Source organism: Photobacterium sp. WH77 (assembly GCF_022014395.1).
Classification (GTDB): Bacteria; Pseudomonadota; Gammaproteobacteria; order Enterobacterales; family Vibrionaceae; genus Photobacterium; species Photobacterium arenosum.
Window position 1 is genome coordinate 100,975 of record NZ_JAKLTE010000012.1, and the last position, 20,116, is coordinate 121,090.

Genomic DNA, 20,116 nt, shown 5'->3' on the forward strand with positions numbered 1-20,116 from the left:
AAATCAGGAGCAGGTATGGGAAATGAAATGGTGTGGCCAAGCAGGGAATTGGTGATTCAGCAGGAAGAATCGACGCTGGCTCTGAAAGCGGAATTACACCGTTACATCATAGAGCAGTTGGAAGAAGATGGCCTGATGTTCGAGATGGAGCGTCAGGAAATGCAGCCGCACGTACATGATTACGTTCGTCAGTATTTTCAGCAGCATAAGGAACTGAATCAACATCTGAATATACAGGATCTGGTCACGGAACTGATGGATGAAATCGTCGGTTTTGGCCCGTTACAGAACCTGCTGGATGACCCAAACATCGACGATATTTTAATTAACGGCCCGAAAAACATCTATGTTGAGCGAAGCGGTCAGTTAAGCCGGATTTCCCTGAGGTTCATGAATGATCAGCATGTTTTGCGGGTTATTCGCCGTATGATTTCGCCAATTGGCCGGCGAATTGATGAGTCCAACCCCATGGTGGATGCCCGTTTGCCAGACGGCAGCCGGATCAATGCGGTGATCCCGCCTTTGTCTATTGATGGCCCTTGCCTGTCTATCCGGAAATTCAAAAAAGAAGGTCTGACGGCGGATACCTTAATTCAAAATGGCGCGATGAGCGTTGCCATGCATCAGTTGCTGAGAAGCTGTGCTAAATCGCGTTTTAATATTCTGATCAGTGGTTCAACGGGGTCAGGTAAAACTACTTTGCTAAATATTCTCAGCCAGTACATCAATACCGGTGAACGTATTGTAACCATTGAAGATGCCGCCGAACTGCAGCTCAGGAACGGTCACGTTGTCCGTCTGGAAACACGCCCGCCAAACTCTGAGGGCCATGGCGAAGTTACCGCCAGAGATTTGCTCAAAAATGCCCTGCGGATGCGGCCTGATCGCATCATTCTGGGTGAAAGCCGTGGGGGTGAAGTGCTGGATATGCTGCAGGCGATGAACACAGGCCACCAAGGGTCGATGAGTACCCTGCATGCTAACTCCCCCCGCGATGCGCTGGTGCGGCTGGAAATGATGGTTACACTGGCCGGTTTCACTTCCACCGAATCGCTGATTAAACAAATTATTGCCACTGCACTGGATATGATTGTTCAGGTTTCACGACTGCCAAGCGGTAAGCGGGTCATTACTCACATTGTTGAAGTACAAGACGTGGCAGACGATCAGATCCGCATTCAGGAACTGTATAAATATAACCAGCAGACAGAAGATTTTGTGCCTGTTGATGCTATGTCAGTCCACCTGCGTAAAAAGCTGGAGGAGGGGCTATGAACAGCGCGATCTTTATCGCGGTGGTATTGCTGCTTGCCAGCTGCGTATTAATGGTGATTGCCACCAGGCGGCCCAAAGCTGCGACCTCCAAAGCTGCAAAAGAAAAAGCTGCAACAGAGAAAGCCCGGAAACAGGGCGCAGACGAACGGCCTGTCCAGCGCAAGGATCGCTTGCAGGAAAACTGGCAGCGACTGGGGTTGAGCACATCGGTTTACATGCTGGTGGTTTATGCGGCTTGCCTGTTGTGCGGGCCTTTCGTGCTGGCTCGCCTGTCTGGTATTGGCGGGCTGGGCATTGGTTTGCTTGTTTCTGTGGGATTTATTCTCCTGCTGGGGCAGATCCGAAAAAGTAATAAACGCCGGAAGATTCTTCAGCAGTTACCAGGATTTATTGATCACCTTAATCGCCGTATACATGTTGGCATGTCGCTCAACAAAGCAGTCGAGCAGGTACTGCCCGCGATGAATAACCCTTTACGCAGTGCTGCGCAACGGGCGGTTCAGCGTACCAGCCTGGGCACAGAACTTTATGACTCCTTCTATAAAGAAGCAAAAATAACGGGTGTTCAGGAGTTTGCCCTGCTTGGCTCTGTGTTTAAGGTGAATCATCAGTTTGGCGGCAGCGTGACGGCGGCACTAGAAAATTTGGTTGAGTTGCTGCATCAGCAGGAACGAAGCCAGCGTGAACTGAAGTCGATGACAGGGGAAACCAGGGTGACAGCCTGGGTGATGGGAGTGGCACCGACGGCCATGGCAATTTATATGCTGGTGTCTAATCCCCAGCAGTTGTTGTCTATGTGGGCAGATGAGTCAGGCCGGCAGGCGCTGATGCTGGGCATTGGGGCGCAGGTACTGGGTGCCTTGGTGTTGTGGCGCATGGTTCGGTCGTTATAAGGCGGTTTGGCTGGGTTCATGCTGCTTAATGGATCCCCGCCTGCGCGGGGATGACGAAGTAAAAAGATAAAAAGCGTGCAGTGGCGAGAAGTCTTAATGACGTACACGCCGACTCGCCGTCATTCCCGCGAAGGCGGGAATCTAAGGACGGTAAAGCAGAGTAGGTATAGACAGAGGTAGAGAATGACAGTCACCGCTTATTTGATCATTGCCAGTTTATTGCTCACTGCAGGCGGGGCCGGTTTGATGTACTGGTCAGTCAAATTACAAAAAGCACGCAGTGTAGAGCAAAATCTTGCCAAGTCGCTGGGTAAGACGCCCGGCGAGCGCGTGATTCAGACAGGCCAGATGTTGTGGGGGAAAACCAAGCGGCGTAATGCCTCATTTCTGAGTGATATTCTGGAGATGATGCGCAAAGCCGGATACATCTCCAACCGCGAACAGACACTGGCCGTGTTCAGGATGGCTGCCGTGTGGTGTGCCGTTCAGCTGGTGTTCGCCAGTCAGCTCATCCAGGCCGATGCGCCGGTAAACAATAAAATCAGTCTGGCGTTTATCAGTGCGCTCGGTACGGCGTATCTCACTATTCAATGGCTTAAGAAAAAAGCGGCCAAGCGCACCCGGATTATTGATGAAGAAATGATTATCGGCCTGCAGGTCATGAAAATTTTGTGGGATGTCGGTTTGTCGCTGGAGAGTTTGTTGCGCACCCTGACCCGTGAACTGTCGGAACTGACTCCTGAGCTGAATAAAGAACTGAAACTGGTACTCAGCAAAATTGAAGCGGGCCAGGAACGTTCCTCGGCATTCAGTGAAGTGGCCAGCGTGAACGATTCCACCGGCATGCAGGATTTGTTAACCATGCTGGCACAGGTATCTGAAACCGGCGGCAATATGTCGGCTTCGCTGAATCAGTTATCACAGTTGTTGCAGGACAGACGACGCACTCAACTGCAGGAAAAAGTCACCAAACTGTCGGGGAAAATGTCAGTGGTCATGATGGTGTTCCTGTTTCCGGCTCTGTTTGTCGTGTTAGCCGGACCGGGCTTTATGGCACTCGTCAAGGCGATTGGCAGTTGATGCCTCCTGCCATTAACGTGCGGCGGTAAAGTAACAATAAGAATGACAAGGATGTGGATATGAAAAGTCAGTTTAGCAACGGATTTATCAGGTATTACCGCTATTGGGCAGGCGGCCTGCTGGCAATAACGCTGACTGCCTGCTCGGGTTCGCCTCAGGAAGAAACGGCCCAGCAAACGGCAAACAAGGCCGTACAGTCTGGCGCTTGTGGTGAAACACTGATCGCTAAAGACGGCATGAAGCTGTCGATGGTGAAACAGCAAATGGATCAAGGCCAGTATTATCTGGCGCTGGCAGCACTGGATGATCTGGATGAAGATGGCCTGAGCGTGCGGATAATGCGTGCTAACAGCTACCGCAAACTGGGCAAATGGGATGAAGCGTCCGCTTTGTATAAAGGCATGCTTAACACCTGCCTTTCGGGCAGTGCGTATCACGGACTGGGTTTGATCGCTTCGTATCAGGGCAATATGCAGGACGCCATGAAGTGGATGGAAAAAGCGGCCAAAGCCGCCCCGGTTGAAGCCGATGTCCGTAATGATCTTGGCTTTTTGCTGCTGGTAACAGGGCAGGATCAGAAAGCCAGAGATGAATTGTTAACTGCGCTGGAGTTGAATCCGTCGCATCCGAATGCGGCGAAAAATCTGTGGTTTGTTTTACTGAAAACCAACCAGAAACAAGCGGCTGCGACGCTGGCTTCCCGGTTCGAATGGGACTATGCCGATCAGCAGGAAATGATGGATGCCATTACTGCCTTCAGGCCGTTGCAGCTGGATCCTTCTCAATCGGGCAAAGAAAGTACAGGAGCTTTGTGATGAAAAGGACAAACACCTCTTTGATCACTGCGATGGCGTTTGCGCTTGCAGGCACTGCCGCGCCGGTTATGGCAGAAACACGTTCAGCGACAGAACCGGGAGAAATCAGTGCGTACCCGGCAACCACTACAGCGCAGTTAAAACCGGTCATGAGAAGTGAGCGCAAGAACATGACTCAGCTCTGGCTGAATATGCAGACGCGCGGCCAGATGGCAACATCCCAGACCGATACCCTGACGCCAGAAGCCGCGAAGGCGACACAGCAGCGGATGCAACAGAGCTTCAGCCACCCGATTCCGGATAAATTTATTAAAGACAACTTTGGTGGCAGTTAATGGTGAATCAAAAGCCGACTCACACGAACTTGGCGCACTGGCTCGTTTTTTCGCGTACTGACTTGTTGTTTTCACGTATTGACTTGTTGTTTTCACGTACTGACCTGTCATTCCCGCGCAGGCGGGAATCCACTTAACGGAACATGACGCTGACTGATAACACCTCTGCGCTGGCACAGGCATGAGAATCATCAGCACTGGCGGCACACTGAGGCATCAGTGTTATCACTCACAGTCGCCATGAGGAGCTAGGATATGTTGAGTACATCGAGATCGCCTGGTCGTTTTTCTCGGATATCCCGCCAGCGCGGCGCGGTTGGGGTAGGTCTGATTTTACTCATGGTCAGCATGGTGCTGTTCCTGGCAATGGCCGTCGACACCGGCCGCCTGTACATGGAAAAACGCAAGCTCCAGAAACAGGCCGATTTAGCGGCACTCAGCTTAGGGCGAAGTGCCTGCTATATCGACGGAATCAACAATAAAGATACGCTGGAGACACTGGTAAAACAGAATCTGGCAGCCAATGGTTTTGATACCACAGCCTCAAACCCAACGATTGAATTCGGTGCCGCACAGATTTCCGGCAACGAATGGGAATTCGAACCTGCCAGCACTACAGTCAAAAGTGCCGGCAGAGTCACCATCAGTAAAACCGTACCCGGCAGTTTGATTTCACAGCTGTATAACCCCAATGATGTCACTTTAAGTGCCTCGGCTGCTGTGTATAAGCAAACTGTAGTGGACTTTGGTGTCGGTTCTACTTTAGTCGATGCAGATTTTACCAACTCAAATAATTCCTTACTTGGTGCGATATTAGGTAACACATTAAATTTATCTGCGGCATCATATGATGGTCTTGTGAAAACTAAATTGAAATTAGGTCGATTGCTTTCAGTAATGCGAGAAAATAATGTTCTTGATGCTGATTTATCCATAGGGACATTAGATGAATTATTAAATACGGATATTACTATAGCTGATATTATTACCGCGAGTATCGATGCAATCGATGAAAGCCAAGTGCTCGCAGTTGATGCTGCAAATGGATTGGAACAAATTTTAGATTTGCCCAATGTTGACAGTTTAAACCTTACCTTATCTGATATTATAAAGTTAGCTTCAGGCGCAGACAACAATATGAATAATGAAGTGAAAAAGGCTGCGTTGGCTAGTCAAATTGCATTGTATGATCTTGTTTCAGCAGCGATTTATGCTTCCAATAAAGATAATTTTATTAGTATCCCTGATTTAAATGTGAATCCCTTGGGTATCGTTGGATTGCAAACCGCTCTAAAAGTGATAGAACCTCCACAGTTTAATTATGGGATTCTTCCTGGTTCTAGTGAAAGTGATTTTGTTGCTTCAGCAAAGACAGCTCAGGTTGACCTGTATACAGAAGCCACAATTATTCCCTCTCCTTCGATATTGACAGATAAAGTTAATGTAAGTGTATTTGGCTTGGTAGATCTGACTGTGGATTTACATACTAGTACGATTGGTTTGAAAGTGGTTGCAGCTCAAGCTGAAACTAAACTTTTAGATGCAACTGGTTGCAATTTTAATAGCGAAGGTGTAAGTCTATTATTTGCGACAAAGCCTAGTGTAGCAAATGTTTATATTGGTGATGGTGGATTATCTGGCGATTTGAGCGATTTAAATGTAGATGATCCAATAAAGATTGGTACGGAAATCTCATTGAAGTTATTAGGCCTTACTCTTGTCAAGGAATCATTAACGATCAATGTATTAGCATCGTTACCAATTGAAGAAAACGACTACATTGAACATTATGTAAATGTAAATGGTTCGGAAATGCCTTTTGTTGAGAAGGGAATCGGAGGAGGTCTGGGAGGTGCTTTAAAAGATGGTGTTAGTAATTTAACACTGGAAGTATCCCTTAAACCAAGTGACGGAAGTATTTTGTCTGTTGTTACTGATATTGTTAATTTACTTACTGGCTCTTTATCTCCAATTATTAAGAGCTTGATTGGAGATATTATTTTAACCGTCCTTGCACCGATTATTGACGATGTCCTTTTAAGTCAGGTCCTCGGCATCCAAGTCGGCACAGCCGACGTATTCGTCACCTCAATTGAAGTTGACGGTGGTGGTTTGATTGAATAATGAGCTGATGAGAATGTTTTGAATTTCATGTTTCAATGGATTCCCGCCTTCGCGGGAATGACGTTTAAATTATAAGTGACGTTTAAATTATAAGTGATATTTAAATTATAAGTGATATTTAAATTATAAGTGACATTTAAAGTGTCAATAATTTTAAACTATAGATAATGTTTAGTTAATAATCATGTTGTAAGCAGGTTCAAGGGCGTAATTGATATTTTAAATATTCCATTTAAATAATTTATAAAAAGGTTTTTTTGATTGTGAATATTAAGCTTATCTGTCTCAAAATATAGCGATGATTTGTTTTTTTATCAGACTGATAACTTCAAGATTTAATAGCAATAATTCACTCAGTTGTAAGTTTTTATGTCATTCCCGCGAAGGCGGGAATCCAGTGATTTCAGAGTACAGGTCACGCCATTGTGGGTTAGATTTCTCAATCAAGTTTATTTTCCACTGCCTTCTCCATTTCTTGAGTTGTTTTTCTCTCTGGATGGCAGAATACATATCGTCTACTTGTTCAAAGTAAACTAGGCGTAGCACATTATATTTTTTAGTAAATCCATCTTTTTCTTTCTGTTTGTGTAACCAAATACGATTTACTAAATTGCTCGTTACACCTATATACATGGTTCCGTTTTTCTTACTGGCAAGAATGTAAACGCAAGGATGTTTATCCATATTAATTATATATCCATCATAAGTGGCTTTTTGATTTATATTAGGGTTTTGTTAGTAAATATAAATTAAGTTAAGTGAAATTATCGACATGGTTAATAGCTAGCACCAAAGTGTTGAAATGTGATTTCACTTTTCTTAGATGCAGTTTGCGTTATTCGTCTTTGCAATGGATGAAATGGTAAATATGGAATTCAGCCTTCGAGATATATGGACTACTTTCTCACAACGAGAGTGCAGCTACAGTTTTCCTTAATCAGACACTTTATGTGATTGCCAACTGGACCGGAATTTGAAAATGAAAACTGGCTGTGCCCGTGAAACGAGCATCCATACCCAGCAGTATTTCGACCAGACTGCCGTGATTGTCGAGGCGATAGCCAAGCAATTCGGCTTGCCGGAACAGGCTCTCAAGGGCGTTGAGGTAAGCAATGTCAGAGGCGACGCGGACTTTAGCACATAAATAGTAGCCTTCTGCAATCAGATGGTCGCTTTGCTCTGGCGGTGTTCGCCATTTTCCTGTGACGGATGTGATGTCATGCCAGGGGCGATCCAGCTCCAACACGGGTGTGGCGCAGAGCATTTTAGCTGTCTGCTGCCCGTGTTGATCGAACAGATTGTGCCAGTCTCCTCTGTGGGCTGTCTGGGTGAAGATCCCTCTTGCCGGAAACCAGATCAGCTCACATGGCATTGAAGCCGCCAACTGCTGTTCAAGGGGAGGCTGTACCACTTCGGAGGTGCGATGTTGGCTGGGATGCGCCAGTTTACTGAGTAAAGCGATGGTTTCGTCTGGCGTGCCCGTTTCTCCCAAAGCTTTGATTTGTTTTGCCTGAAAACCGGTTTCTCGTTTCAGGGCTTTCGCCAGTGCCTGCGACGAGGAATAGCCAGAAGACAACGCAATTTGGGTAATTGAGCTGTTTCGCGACATCAACAATTGCGAGATGGCGTATTGCAGTCGGATACGGTGTAAATATTGTCCCGGCGTTTCATGAAACAGCTGAGTAAACTGCCGGTGAAAATGAAAGGGCGATATAGCACTTCTGCTGGCAATTTGCTCCCAGGTCAGCCTGTCACTGAGTGTGCTGTGCATCAGCTGCAAAGCCATTTCGAAGCGCTTTCGTATATTGTCCGCCAACGGCGCGAGCAGGGTGCGCTCGGGCACGAGTTCATAGAGCGATGTTGAGATATCAAAAGAATCCGCAGTCTGCTTCATGGCTGTAAAGGCGAAGTGAAGGTGATTGCCACTATGCTCGCTTGTACATGGAATTTCAAGGCGATGGCTGGTCCTGGTTCGCTCGCGATTGCCTCGCTCGCTACAGCTGCAGTGTTACTGGTATGGGTTTATGCGGGCTGTCAGTCTGGAGCAGGCTCAGCCAGAGTGAGTGAGCCGTTTGTTGTGTCTGCAGGTTCAGCCAGTGGATCAGCGTTGGGATAACGCCGGGCGCCAGTGCCGACTCGCCAAGCCAGTGCAGTTTGAGCAGATCCAGTGTATCCATGCGCTGTCTGGGAAAATAGGCTGAATCCAAAAGCCCGTGATTGCCGCTTGCGATCAGTCTGGCGAAGACAGCAGGATTCGCAATGTGTTGCTGTCTTTCAAATTCGAGCCGGGCATCGACATTAAGATCATCCTCTCCCCAGATGAGCAGAGTTGGTGCGCGAATCAGCGGGTAGTCCTGCCGGGCATCTGACTGCAGATTCTTCAGAACAAAGTGGTACCTGTCTGCCAGCATGGCGTGATCACCCATCGCTTGCCGGTAGTCTGCATAGCCGGGTGCTTGTAGCAATAAGGCAATTTCTTCGTCATACGTCAGAAGGGCTGCCTGAATCTCTGCTTCCGTTGCGCCGGCCTCAGTGTGTTTGAGCCGGGTATAGTAACGACTTTGCTCAATCCAGTTGGTCGCAAAGCCAATACCAACCATAAAGCCAAACTGTGCCTGATGATCGGTTGCCAGTGACGGCAGTACCCAACCGGCCTGGCTGAATCCCACTACACCGGTTTGCCGGGCCGTAAAGCCATAGCGGGATTGTACCCATTGAATGGCATCAAGCACTTCGGCCTGTCTGTCTGCCATCGACTGCGCAAGCCAGTCACCGGTAGATTGCCTGACGCCAGGTTTATTCCAGCTCATGATTGCGTACCCTTCGGCGCGGAGCTGATCCCACAGCAAAGGGTAATATCCGTAAGCGTCATAGGGCATCTCACCGTCACCATGTACGAACAGCAGTACGGCTTTGCCGGGTTGCCCGTTGGTGGGCGACAGATACACCCCGGACAACTGGTTATCACCGCTTTGGAAAACAATGTGTTCTTCTGATGAACAGGCCGAAAGCGTCAGGACGAATAACAGAACAAGCAGTTTCATTCAGATCACCATCAGCTGCTAAAAGTAGGTGTAATGTGCCAGCAAGAGTATCGCGGGAACGGCTAAAGAAAACGTGTCTCTGTTTGCTGTTTGCTGTTTGATGGAAGATGCTTGCTGTTTTAAGGAAGGGTGAAAGCTATCTATCAACGGACGTTAGTTAAAAAGAGTTCTGAAACAGTTGAATGTGATTAAATTATGCCCGTTATGTGTTTTTAATGGGTGGTCTTTTGATTACTTTTATATTGATACCTAAAAAGAATAATGTGCGTTAAAATGTGCATTCACCTCAAATTATGTAGATAAAGTATTAAAAAAGTGGATTATCGCAACCCATGTCTGATGAAATCAGGCTTGCATTTTGTCTGCTCATTTCTGGTCAAACATTGGATTTTTCAGCACAACAAAAAATAAGTTCGTTAATGTATCTATTCCTTTGATATCAATGAGTTTTACAAATCCACACAGTCAGGGTTAACGTTTAATGAAAAAATTTATAGTGATGGTTGTCTGTGCAATGTTTGCCATTGCAGCGATAGCGAGTATTTGGTCTACGTCGTATATTTCTCATCAGGAAATAGACAGTATTATTTTAAAAAAATCGCAGGTACAAGCTGAGCTACTGGCAAAGAATGTTGAGTATGTGCTTGAGAACTCTCAGCAGCCGGAAGACGATTTACAGGCACTGGTGTTGTCGCTCAAGCAGCGCAGCGATATCAGTTATGCCGTAGTGATTAATAAGCATATCACGGCCATTGCCCACAGTGATCCGCAAAAGCTGAACAAAGTCTATGATGACAGCTACACAGTGGAAGGGGCAGGACAGGGTAAACCGAAACACTCCAAATGGTATGCGGATGTTCAGAAAGTCTGGGTATACGACATCATGATGCCTGTGTATGTGAACGGATCGCTTTACGGCGCGTTCGACGTCGGCATTCCTATTACAGAAGTCGATAATGCCGCCAGTGAAATTGTGATTGCTCAGCTCACCGCCATCATCATTATTTTTATCATCTGCGCGGCTTTTCTGATGTGGATACTGAACCGTTTGTTCATGCCGCTTACCGGATTGCAGCAGGCGCTGGAAGATATTTCCAAAGGCGATGGCAACCTGACGGTGCGTCTGCCGGTAAAAGGGAATGATGAGATCGCCCGTATTTCTGAAGCATTTAATATCTTTGTCAGCAAGATCAACGACATCATCGTTCAGGTTGTTGATACAGGTGTTGGCCTGGGACGCTCTGCAGCTTCGCTGCGTGATCAGTCGGTGCACGCATTGTCGAGAGGGCAAGACCAGAGCGAACAGACGCTACTGGTGGTGACGTCGATGAATGAAATGATCGCAACGATTAATGAAATTTCCAATAACGCTGCAGGTGCCGCAGAGTCTGCAGGCAGTGCAAACAGCGAAACTCAGGCCGGACGCAAGACGTTGCAAGCGGCGACCAATACCATCAATCATCTGGCCGGTGAAATGAATGACATGTCTGCTGTGATTGCGACGTTAGCAGACAAAACGCAGTCAATCGGCTCGATTCTCGATGTGATTCGCGGCATTTCCGAGCAAACGAACCTGCTGGCGCTGAATGCGGCCATTGAGGCAGCCCGTGCCGGTGAGGCCGGTCGTGGATTTGCTGTGGTCGCGGATGAAGTGCGTAATCTGGCGACTAAAACGGCTCAGTCTACCGATGAAATCCAGCGTATGATTGACCAGCTGCAACATGAAGCGAAAAACGCAGTGACTGCGATGGAAAGCAGCAAATCCCTGACTGAAGAAGGCACCAAAGCCACCGAAGACGCATTGAGTGCGCTGGACGAAATTTCGGGTCAGGTTGTCGCGATTCTGGACATGAACACTCAGGTTGCCACGGCTACAGAGCAGCAATCCAGTGTGGCCAATGAAATCAATCTCAACATGGATACGGTGAATCAGGCGGTGCAGGCCGGGCTGGATGCCAGTATGGAGCTGGAAAAAACCAGTCAGGATCTGGCCGGCCTGGCTGAGAAACTGGATCGACTGGTGGGGGCTTTCAAACTGGCAAGACAGGTACGATAGTTATTTCTGATTAACTGACTCTTCAGCAAGGGAGCAGGTTCTCCCTTGCTGAACGAGCATTACTTTCCGGGCAGGCGTTCTGCTTCATTGCCCGAATAAATGTTCACTTTGCGTAAATTCTTCAAGCTCGTTCAACTGCGTTCATTTCCCTGCCTAACAATGGATTCTGTCGTGTTTTCGTCACCATCCTGCTTCTGGTTGTTATGGTCTGATTCCGAAATCTTGGCCTGAAAGTATTGTGATATTAGATGCTTATCTTTCCGTCTTGGTCTAAAGTTACAAACGGTCTGCTTTGAAGCAGTAGCAATAACGTCTACGCAGGCTGGCTCGCGTGTTTTTGCATTGTGGTACACGAAGTCCGAACAGTTATCTTTTCTAAAAATGAACAACAGGAATTGATCGCATGAAACGTCTACTTGCCGTGACATTGTCGACGACTTTGCTTGTCGCGTGTAACGATCCGAATCAAGCTGCTTCCAATACCTCCGCGGATACAGCTTCTGCTACAACGACAACCTCATCTTCATCGAATTCTTTAACTGCTGAGCAGGCGCGCGAATATGCCCGTGATGCGTACATTTTTGTTTACCCCTTAGTGCTGAATTATCGCACTATGTATTCTCAGGCAATTAAAGGGGATGCGGCATTTGGCAAGTGGCTGCATTTAGGTACGTCTACCCCCGCAGACACAGATATTGTCACACCCAATATTGATACCCCTTATTCTTATGCCTGGGTGGATTTGCGGTCTGAGCCTTGGGTAGTCACTTTGCCTGAGATAGAAGCTCAGCGTTACTACACCAGCCAGTGGGATGATTTGTGGGCATATGTTATTGATAATCCCGGCTCATTGAATGATGGCAACGGTGGCGGAAGCTTCATGCTCGTTGCACCGGACTGGCAAGGTGAAACGCCAGAAGGTATTAAACGAGTCATCCGCGGGGAGAGTCAGTTCCTGGGGACGCTGACACGTACACAGCTCATCGGAGGGCAGGATGATATGCCTAATGTTGAGAAGATACAGCAAGCGTACAAGCTGCAACCGCTCAGCGAATTCCTGGGTCAGCCCGCCCCAGCGCCAGCACCGGCCATTGACTGGCCGGCATGGACAGAAGGCGATGAAAAAACAGATCAATTCTGGCGCTACGCTGACTTTCTTCTCCCGTTTACGTCACCCAATGCGAATGATGCCGCGGAGTACAATAAACTCAAAGCCTTAGGCATTGGCACGGGCGAACCTTTTGACTTTTCAGCCTTAGATCCTTCGATTCAGGATGCGATGCGAGCGGGGGTACAGGATGCGCTGGCCGAATTCCAGAAAGCCGGAAACGATCCTACTTTGGATTCAGGCACACTGTTTGGCAGTCGCGAGCGGATTGGCACGGATTATCTGAAGCGGACATTGGGGGTTGTGCTGGGTATTTTTGGTAATGCTAATGAGCAGGCAGTATATTTTTCTATTCCGCTTGATTCGAATGATCAGCCTCTTGATGCCAGTAAAAATAATTATTCAGTGACTTTTCCTGCGGGGCAGATACCACCAGTGAAATATTTCTGGTCATTCACTATGTATAAACTGCCACAGCGATGGCTGGTGGAAAACCCTATCAACCGATATTCGCTGTCAAGTACGACTCCGGGAGTAAAAAGCAACGATGACGGTTCATTAACGATTTATTTCCAGCATGAGTCACCTGGGCCGGATAAGGAAAGTAACTGGTTGCCATCACCCGATGGACCATTCTGGATTGTGTTGCGAAACTACGGACCGGATAAAGCCATCATTAGCGGTGACTATCCGAAGCCAAAACCGGTTCCGGTTCCGGCTGCAAAATGATGTAACCCTGCAGTGCTTTGAATCATTTTACAAAGACCACCCCATTCTGCGTTGTGATAATGCGCCGCAGCATGGGGTGGTCTCTTCGTTATGTTCAGATGCTGCCGGTGCTTATTTCATCCCCCCTCTTTGCTGTTAGCGGTTTTGCTTCTGGTACCCGAGGTGATTGCACTGGCGTTCGCTCCTGTCTTGCCCCGGCATCAGCGGTCACACATAAGCGAACACATAAACCTGCTATTTTCTTCTTAAAATTCATCACATAGCGGCTCGCCGTCACGGAAATGCCGCTTACTATTAATAAAACTTATACCTTAGTTTTAGCCTAACTGATTCTTGTTGCCGGGCAGTAGATGTCGCCATTAAGTTAACAAAAGCTTAACAAGATGTGCGATTTAACTTCATTCACTGTAGAAAAGGAAAAGTTATGTCTGGCAGCAACGAGCAAGCCGTCGAAACCCATACCGTTTCTGACGAATACTTAAGTAAACGACAACTCAAAAAAGGCGTGGCAGGCTGGGTACTGCTGGCAAGCCTGGGTGTGTCTTATGTGATCTCCGGGGATTTCGCTGGCTGGAACTTTGGCTTAGAGCGGGCAGGGTTTGGCGGCATGCTATTGGCCACGATAGTCATGGGGCTGATGTATATGTGCCTGGTGCTGAGTCTGGCCGAGATGTCGTCATCGATTCCCACTGCTGGTGGTGGTTACAGTTTTGCCCGTCGCGCCATGGGGCCGTGGGGAGGCTTTCTGACCGGTACCGCTATCTTGCTGGAGTATGCCATTGCCCCTGCCGCGATTGCGATTTTTATCGGCGGCTACGTGAATGAGTTAATCGGTATTGACGGGCCCATAGTATACGCGGCTTTTTATTGTGTGTTCGTCGGTATCCATTTGTGGGGTGCCGGAGAAGCACTGCGTATCATGATGGGGATCACCTTGCTGGCGGTGATTGCGATTATAGTTTTTGCGCTGGGTATGCTGCCGCATTTTGACATCAACAACCTTTTTGATATTGCCGTTAATTCAGATGTCGCTGGCGCCAGTGCCTTTTTGCCGGAAGGCTACATGGGAATTTGGGCGGCACTGCCATTTGCCATGTGGTTATTCCTGGCGGTCGAAGGTGTACCGCTGGCGGCTGAAGAAGCGACCAATCCGGCCAAAGATATGCCGCGTGGCATTATCGCTTCCATGCTGGTACTGATAGTGTTTGCCGCTGTAGTGCTGATTCTGGTGCCGGGCGGAGCCGGAGCCGAAGCAATGAAATCGCACAGTGCGCCATTGGTCGGTGCTTTGCAGTCGGTGTACGGTACGGAATCGCTGGCGGCGAAATTCGTTAACCTTGTTGGCCTGTTCGGCTTAATTGCCAGCTTCTTTTCTATTATTTATGCCTACTCACGCCAGGTGTTTGCACTATCGCGTGCCGGCTACCTGCCGCGTTTTCTGTCGCTGTCCGGCGAGCGTAAAGTGCCTGTCTGGGCGCTCATCGTGCCCGGCATCATCGGCTTTCTGTTGTCGCTGTCCGGCGAAGGGGATCTGATGATCACCATGGCGGTGTTTGGCGCAACCGTATCTTACGCTCTGATGAGTCTGTCCCATATTATTCTGCGCCGCAAAGAGCCAGCACTGGAACGCCCTTATAAAACGCCGGGTGGCACGCTGACCTCGGGCATTGCGCTGGTACTGTCGCTGGTAGCGCTGGCATCCACTTTTGTGGTGAGCCTGCAGGCGGCGCTGTGGTCCGCCCTTTTTTACGCTGTCATGCTGACTTACTTCACGCTGTACAGCCGTCACCGTATTGTCGCCAATGCGCCGGAAGAAGAGTTTGACCTGATTGCTGATGCAGAATCTGAACTCAGTTAATGTCATTTGAGGACGCGGCTGCCGCTGTTGGTCAGTGCGTCCGGATTGAACCTATCTCCAAACAGGCTCAGGAACGAGTCATCTTGATGAAAGAGGTACACATGGAAGCCAGAGAAGTGAAGACGATTGCCGATGCAATGGCCATTGTAGAAGAACGCGCACTGACCCACGTGAAAGTCGGCTTGTTTGATAACGACGGCATCATGCGCGGTAAATATATGTCGAAATCCAAGTTCTTTTCATCGCTTGAAAAGGGGTTCGCGTTTTGTGACGTCGTGCTGGGCTGGGACTCCAAAGATCAGCTCTACGACAATACTCAATATACCGGCTGGCATACCGGCTACCCGGACGCCCCGGTACGCATTTTGCCGCACACCTGCCGGGAGGTCTACGGTGAAGAAGGTATGCTGCTGTTTATTGCCGAGTTTACCGATGAAGCTGAGAAAGTCTGCCCGCGCGGCACCTTGCGCAAGGTGCTGAAAAAAGCCAATGACATGGGCTTTGATGTGTTTGCTGCCCTTGAATATGAGTTCTTTGTTTTCAATGAAACACCGCATTCAGCCAGAGAAAAAGGCTTTCGCAACCTGGAAACCATCACGCCGGACTGGTTTGGTTATTCGATGATTCGAAACTCGGTGCATTCCGGCTTGTATGAAGCCATTCTGGGCATGAGTGAGCAGATGGATTTTCCGATTGAAGGCATTCACTCAGAGACCGGCCCCGGTGTTTTAGAAGCCGCCATCGCGGTTGATGGCGCTGAAGCGGCGGCCGACAAAGCGGCACTGTTCAAAACCTTTATGAAAGTACTGGCTCAGAAAAGGGATCTGCTGGCGACCTTCATGGCGAAATGGTCGGGAGACTATCCGGGCCAGAGTGGCCATATTCATGTGTCGCTGAAAAACAAAGACGGCTCGTCGGCGTTCTACGACCCGACACAGACTCACAATATGAGCAAACTGCAGCGGCATTTTCTGGCCGGCCAGCAGCGCTTAATGCCTGAGTTTTTGTGTCTGATTGCACCGACCATCAACAGCTATACCCGTATGATCCCCGGCTTCTGGGCACCGACAGATGCCACCTGGGGCGTGGAAAACCGTACCACGGCCCTGCGGGTGATCCCCGGCAGTGAACAATCCCAGCGCATCGAACACCGCTTAGGCGCAGCAGATGCTAACCCGTATCTCGCGCTGGCAGCCGCCGTGGCTTCCGGTCTGTACGGCATTATGCAGGAATGGGAACCGTTCGAGCAGGTGAAGGGCAATGCCTACGAACAGCAACATGCACCAGAGCTACAATTACCACGTACCCTGTGGGATGCCGCGCAGCGGTTTAAGCAGTCTGACGCTGCCCGAACCATGTTCGGTGATGAATTCGTTGAGCACTTTGCTGCCAGCCGTGAGTGGGAGGAGCGTGAATTCAGAAAACACGTGACTGACTGGGAAATGGATCGTTATTTCGAAATTATTTAAGGAAGATGCGTCATGACTCGAATGCAACAAACGATATCACCGGTAGACGGCAGTGTGTATGTCACGCGTCCGCTCGCTTCTGGCGATGAGATTCAGCAAACGCTGACGCTGGCGAAAAGTGCCCAGAAAAGCTGGGCCAGCGTTGCACTGAGCGAGCGTCAGGCAATGTGCAGCAAAGCGGTTGACTGGTTTGAAGCCAATAAAGCCGAGATCGGCCAGGAAATCTGCTGGCAGATGGGAAGACCGATCCGCTATGCGCAGGGCGAAATCGCCGGTCTGGCGGAACGGGCACGCCATATGATTGCCGAAAGCGATGCGGCGCTGGCCGCGATCACCTTACCCGGCAAGCCCGGCTTCAGCCGTTACATTACCCGTGAGCCCGTTGGTGTGGTGGCGGTGATCGCCCCCTGGAATTATCCGTACCTGACGGCCATCAACAGCATTGTGCCTGCCTTGCTGGCCGGTAACAGTGTCATCCTCAAGCATTCTGCACAAACGCCCCTGTGTGCTGAGCGGCTGAAATCGGCTTTTGATGCCGCAGGTCTGCCGGAAGGGGTGTTTCAGTTTTTGCATCTGACGCACGAAGACACCACCAAACTGATCCAGTCTGACGCGGTGAATCATGTCGCCTTTACCGGCTCAGTACCGGCCGGCGCGCATGTCGAGCAAGCCGCCGCAGGCCGTTTTATCGGCGTTGGACTGGAGCTGGGCGGTAAAGATCCGGCTTACGTGCGCGAAGATGCCGATCTGGATGATGCGGCTGACACCGTGATTGACGGGGCATTTTTCAACAGCGGCCAGTCGTGCTGCGGTATTGAACGTATTTATGTTCACGCTTCTGTGTATGACGCCTTTGTCGAAAAAGCGGTAGCGATCGTCAGACAATATAAGCTGGGCCGACCGGATGAGCCGGGCACGACGCTGGGGCCGCTGGTCCGTACCAGTGCCGCTGATTTTGTCCGTGGCCAGATTCAGGAGGCGATAGCGGAGGGTGCAGTTGCCCATATTGATGAGCAGGCTTTTCCGCTCAGTCAGGCCGGATCGCCCTATCTGGCGCCGCAGATTCTGACCCAGGTTGATCATTCGATGCGCGTGATGCACGAAGAATCGTTCGGGCCTGTTGTCGGTATTATGAAAGTGAATAGCGATGAAGAAGCTATCACGCTGATGAACGACAGCGATTTTGGCCTGACCGCCAGCATTTTTACCCGTGATATTGAGCGGGGTATTGCGTTAGGTCAGCAGGTGGAAACCGGTACTTTCTTTATTAACCGTTGTGATTATCTCGATCCGGCGCTGGCCTGGACTGGGGTCAAACAGTCTGGCCGCGGCTGCACCTTGTCGGCTCTGGGCTTTGCGGCGCTGACTCGTCCGAAGTCATTTCATATTAAATCACTGGCCTGAACCGGCGTTAAGGAGAGCAAGATGTCGCTGAAAGGAAACTGGAATTATCCAACGCCGATCACAGTAGGTGAAGGTTGTTTACAGCAAATCGCACAGGCATGCCGCGACGCTGGGATCAGCAACGCATTATTGGTCACCGATCCCGGGCTGGCAGCCCTGTCCATGGTGACGGAAACTGTGGCGTTATGCCGTGAAGCTGGCATTGGCTGTGAGGTGTTCAGCCGGATTCAGGGCAATCCGACCGGCGAGAATGTCGAAGACGGTCTGGCTGTGTATCGTCAGGGCGGTTTTGACGGTGTGATTGCCTTTGGTGGCGGTTCCAGCCTGGATGCCGCCAAAGCCATTGCCCTGATGGCGGGACAGTCACTGCCGCTGTGGGCATTCGAAGATGTGGGCGACAACTGGTTGCAGGCCAATGCGGATGCTATTGCCCCTGTTATCGCGATCCCGACCACAGCCGGGACCGGCTCTGAAGTCGGGCGTGCATCTGTGATCACTGATACGGCCAATCACGTCAAAAAGATCATTTTTCATCCTAAGATGCTGCCGGTATGCGTGTTGCTCGACCCGGCGGTGACGACCGGGCTGCCGCCGCATATCACAGCGGCGACCGGCATGGATGCGCTGTCGCATAATCTTGAAGCCTATTGTGCCAACGGCTATCACCCGATGGCCGAAGGTATTGCACTTGAAGGCATCCGGCTGATTAAAGCCTATCTGCCACAGGCGGTTGCCGATGGCAGTAACCTTGAGGCCCGCACCCAGATGCTGGTGGCCTCCAGTATGGGCGCGACCGCCTTTCAGCGTGGTCTGGGCGGGATGCATGCCATCGCCCACACACTGGGGGCGTTATACGACAAGCATCACGGCTTATTGAATGCCATCCTGATGCCTTATGTGCTGGTGGCAAACCGCAGTGCGATTGAAGATAAGCTGACCCATCTCGCCCGCTATCTGGATTTACCCGAGCCCGGTTTCGATGCCTTTCTGACCTGGATTCTGGATTTCCGTGCCGCCCTGCAGATCCCCCATACGCTGGCGGATATTGATATTACGGTTGAAGAAGCACAGCGTGTAGGCCGCATGGCGGTACAGGACCCGTCGGCAGGCGGAAATCCTGTTGCACTGAGCGCCGAGCAATACAGCCGGATTTTTGTGGACGCTGTGACGGGCCGCTTGCCACAGCACTGACACCAGGAGGCTCCATGACGGTAAGAATGGGTATTCTGCAGTGCGATGATGTCAGGCAGGATTTGCAAGCTGACCACGGTAATTATCCGGCGATGTTCACTCAGCTGCTGCGCGATGCCGGTGACGCGCCGGAACTGGTTTTTTACCGGGCGCTGGACGGCGAGTTGCCGCAGGATGTTGATGAATGCGATGTGTATATGACCACGGGCAGTCGTCACAGTGTCAACGATGACCTGCCCTGGATCCCCCCGTTGCTGGCTTTTGTACAGGCGTTGCATGCCCGTAAAAAGAAGCTGGTGGGGATCTGCTTTGGTCATCAGTTGATCGCAAAAGCACTGGGGGGCGAAGTGATTCAGGCGCCGCAGGGCTGGGGGATTGGTGTGGCGACACATGCGCTGCATGCATTGCCGGCGGGAGTAACGGAAAATGCCGCGTTCCCGTCCGATCTGTCTTTGCTGGTCAGCCATCAGGATCAGGTGGTCAGGTTACCGGATGATACGGCTGTGCTGGCCGGGAGTGATTTTTGCCCTTATTACATGCTGCAAGTGGGCGAGCATTTTCTCGGCATTCAGGGCCACCCTGAATTCAGCAAGGCCTATTCGCGGGACCTGATGCTGGCAAGAAAGGCGCTGTTACCAGCCAATGTACTGGATACCGGACTGACATCGCTGCACATGCCGGTAGACAGTGAAAGAGTCACCCGCTGGATGCTCGATTTCCTGCGCTCCTCATAAC

General features: G+C 50.0%; 16 protein-coding genes. 13 read left to right on the forward strand and 3 right to left on the reverse strand.

Going from position 1 to position 20,116, the window contains the following annotated elements; translation table 11 throughout:
• Nucleotides 1-15: 15 nt before the first annotated feature.
• From L6J37_RS13535 to L6J37_RS13560, 6 genes are all read left to right on the forward strand, one after another.
• On the forward strand, nucleotides 16-1,275 hold the full coding sequence (locus tag L6J37_RS13535; RefSeq protein ID WP_225445208.1) for a CpaF family protein: 1,260 nt from the start codon (nucleotides 16-18) through the stop codon (nucleotides 1,273-1,275).
• Nucleotides 1,272-2,168, forward strand: coding sequence for a type II secretion system F family protein (locus L6J37_RS13540; RefSeq protein ID WP_237795464.1), 897 nt, complete (start codon nucleotides 1,272-1,274; stop codon nucleotides 2,166-2,168). The genes L6J37_RS13535 and L6J37_RS13540 overlap by 4 nt, the downstream gene beginning before the upstream one ends.
• A gap of 183 nt (nucleotides 2,169-2,351) precedes the next feature.
• On the forward strand, nucleotides 2,352-3,248 hold the full coding sequence (locus tag L6J37_RS13545; protein WP_192016174.1) for a type II secretion system F family protein: 897 nt from the start codon (nucleotides 2,352-2,354) through the stop codon (nucleotides 3,246-3,248).
• A gap of 59 nt (nucleotides 3,249-3,307) precedes the next feature.
• Nucleotides 3,308-4,063, forward strand: coding sequence for a tetratricopeptide repeat protein (locus L6J37_RS13550; RefSeq protein WP_192016175.1), 756 nt, complete (start codon nucleotides 3,308-3,310; stop codon nucleotides 4,061-4,063).
• Nucleotides 4,063-4,398 carry a DUF3613 domain-containing protein gene (locus tag L6J37_RS13555; RefSeq protein WP_237795465.1) on the forward strand — a complete coding sequence of 112 codons (336 nt, stop codon included), beginning with the start codon at nucleotides 4,063-4,065 and terminating at the stop codon, nucleotides 4,396-4,398. The genes L6J37_RS13550 and L6J37_RS13555 overlap by 1 nt, the downstream gene beginning before the upstream one ends.
• A gap of 255 nt (nucleotides 4,399-4,653) precedes the next feature.
• Nucleotides 4,654-6,522 (forward strand): pilus assembly protein TadG-related protein, encoded by a 1,869-nt coding sequence (locus tag L6J37_RS13560; RefSeq protein ID WP_237795466.1) that lies wholly within the window; start codon nucleotides 4,654-4,656, stop codon nucleotides 6,520-6,522.
• A gap of 372 nt (nucleotides 6,523-6,894) precedes the next feature.
• On the opposite strand, the gene L6J37_RS13565 is transcribed toward L6J37_RS13560, so the two are convergent.
• The 3 genes from L6J37_RS13565 to L6J37_RS13575 all read right to left on the reverse strand — a co-directional run bounded on the left by L6J37_RS13565 (nucleotide 6,895) and on the right by L6J37_RS13575 (nucleotide 9,566).
• Entirely contained in the window at nucleotides 6,895-7,206 is a 312-nt protein-coding gene (locus L6J37_RS13565) for a GIY-YIG nuclease family protein (protein ID WP_237795467.1), read from the reverse strand.
• 262 nt (nucleotides 7,207-7,468) lie between these two features.
• Nucleotides 7,469-8,416, reverse strand: coding sequence for a helix-turn-helix transcriptional regulator (locus L6J37_RS13570; RefSeq protein ID WP_237795468.1), 948 nt, complete (start codon nucleotides 8,414-8,416; stop codon nucleotides 7,469-7,471).
• A gap of 100 nt (nucleotides 8,417-8,516) precedes the next feature.
• Entirely contained in the window at nucleotides 8,517-9,566 is a 1,050-nt protein-coding gene (locus tag L6J37_RS13575; protein WP_237795470.1) for an alpha/beta hydrolase family protein, read from the reverse strand.
• Between the two features lie 481 nt (nucleotides 9,567-10,047).
• On the opposite strand from L6J37_RS13575, the gene L6J37_RS13580 reads away from it, so the two are divergent.
• From L6J37_RS13580 to L6J37_RS13610, 7 genes are all read left to right on the forward strand, one after another.
• Nucleotides 10,048-11,622: a methyl-accepting chemotaxis protein gene (locus L6J37_RS13580; RefSeq protein WP_192016182.1), complete on the forward strand. Its 1,575-nt coding sequence runs from the start codon at nucleotides 10,048-10,050 to the stop codon at nucleotides 11,620-11,622.
• 403 nt (nucleotides 11,623-12,025) lie between these two features.
• A complete protein-coding gene (locus tag L6J37_RS13585; RefSeq protein ID WP_237795471.1) occupies nucleotides 12,026-13,459 on the forward strand; it encodes a DUF1254 domain-containing protein in 1,434 nt (477 codons plus the stop codon).
• Between the two features lie 424 nt (nucleotides 13,460-13,883).
• Nucleotides 13,884-15,317 (forward strand): ethanolamine permease, encoded by a 1,434-nt coding sequence (eat, locus tag L6J37_RS13590; protein WP_237795472.1) that lies wholly within the window; start codon nucleotides 13,884-13,886, stop codon nucleotides 15,315-15,317.
• 86 nt (nucleotides 15,318-15,403) lie between these two features.
• A complete protein-coding gene (locus L6J37_RS13595; RefSeq protein ID WP_225445209.1) occupies nucleotides 15,404-16,786 on the forward strand; it encodes a glutamine synthetase family protein in 1,383 nt (460 codons plus the stop codon).
• 12 nt (nucleotides 16,787-16,798) lie between these two features.
• Nucleotides 16,799-18,190, forward strand: a complete 1,392-nt coding sequence (locus L6J37_RS13600) for an aldehyde dehydrogenase family protein (protein ID WP_237795473.1) — start codon at nucleotides 16,799-16,801, stop codon at nucleotides 18,188-18,190.
• Nucleotides 18,191-18,211: 21 nt separating this feature from the next.
• Nucleotides 18,212-19,381, forward strand: coding sequence for an iron-containing alcohol dehydrogenase (locus tag L6J37_RS13605; RefSeq protein ID WP_237795474.1), 1,170 nt, complete (start codon nucleotides 18,212-18,214; stop codon nucleotides 19,379-19,381).
• A gap of 14 nt (nucleotides 19,382-19,395) precedes the next feature.
• A complete protein-coding gene (locus L6J37_RS13610) occupies nucleotides 19,396-20,115 on the forward strand; it encodes a glutamine amidotransferase-related protein (protein WP_218385150.1) in 720 nt (239 codons plus the stop codon).
• Nucleotide 20,116: the final 1 nt, after the last annotated feature.

Bases quoted from the DNA above. Each gene is read 5' to 3' on its own strand.
- L6J37_RS13535 (WP_225445208.1), top strand. From the start codon at position 16: ATGGGAAATGAAATGGTGTGGCCAAGCAGGGAATTGGTGATTCAGCAG.
- L6J37_RS13540 (WP_237795464.1), top strand. From the start codon at position 1,272: ATGAACAGCGCGATCTTTATCGCGGTGGTATTGCTGCTTGCCAGCTGC.
- L6J37_RS13545 (WP_192016174.1), top strand. From the start codon at position 2,352: ATGACAGTCACCGCTTATTTGATCATTGCCAGTTTATTGCTCACTGCA.
- L6J37_RS13550 (WP_192016175.1), top strand. From the start codon at position 3,308: ATGAAAAGTCAGTTTAGCAACGGATTTATCAGGTATTACCGCTATTGG.
- L6J37_RS13555 (WP_237795465.1), top strand. From the start codon at position 4,063: ATGAAAAGGACAAACACCTCTTTGATCACTGCGATGGCGTTTGCGCTT.
- L6J37_RS13560 (WP_237795466.1), top strand. From the start codon at position 4,654: ATGTTGAGTACATCGAGATCGCCTGGTCGTTTTTCTCGGATATCCCGC.
- L6J37_RS13565 (WP_237795467.1), bottom strand. From the start codon at position 7,206: ATGGATAAACATCCTTGCGTTTACATTCTTGCCAGTAAGAAAAACGGA.
- L6J37_RS13570 (WP_237795468.1), bottom strand. From the start codon at position 8,416: ATGAAGCAGACTGCGGATTCTTTTGATATCTCAACATCGCTCTATGAA.
- L6J37_RS13575 (WP_237795470.1), bottom strand. From the start codon at position 9,566: ATGAAACTGCTTGTTCTGTTATTCGTCCTGACGCTTTCGGCCTGTTCA.
- L6J37_RS13580 (WP_192016182.1), top strand. From the start codon at position 10,048: ATGAAAAAATTTATAGTGATGGTTGTCTGTGCAATGTTTGCCATTGCA.
- L6J37_RS13585 (WP_237795471.1), top strand. From the start codon at position 12,026: ATGAAACGTCTACTTGCCGTGACATTGTCGACGACTTTGCTTGTCGCG.
- eat (WP_237795472.1), top strand. From the start codon at position 13,884: ATGTCTGGCAGCAACGAGCAAGCCGTCGAAACCCATACCGTTTCTGAC.
- L6J37_RS13595 (WP_225445209.1), top strand. From the start codon at position 15,404: ATGAAAGAGGTACACATGGAAGCCAGAGAAGTGAAGACGATTGCCGAT.
- L6J37_RS13600 (WP_237795473.1), top strand. From the start codon at position 16,799: ATGACTCGAATGCAACAAACGATATCACCGGTAGACGGCAGTGTGTAT.
- L6J37_RS13605 (WP_237795474.1), top strand. From the start codon at position 18,212: ATGTCGCTGAAAGGAAACTGGAATTATCCAACGCCGATCACAGTAGGT.
- L6J37_RS13610 (WP_218385150.1), top strand. From the start codon at position 19,396: ATGACGGTAAGAATGGGTATTCTGCAGTGCGATGATGTCAGGCAGGAT.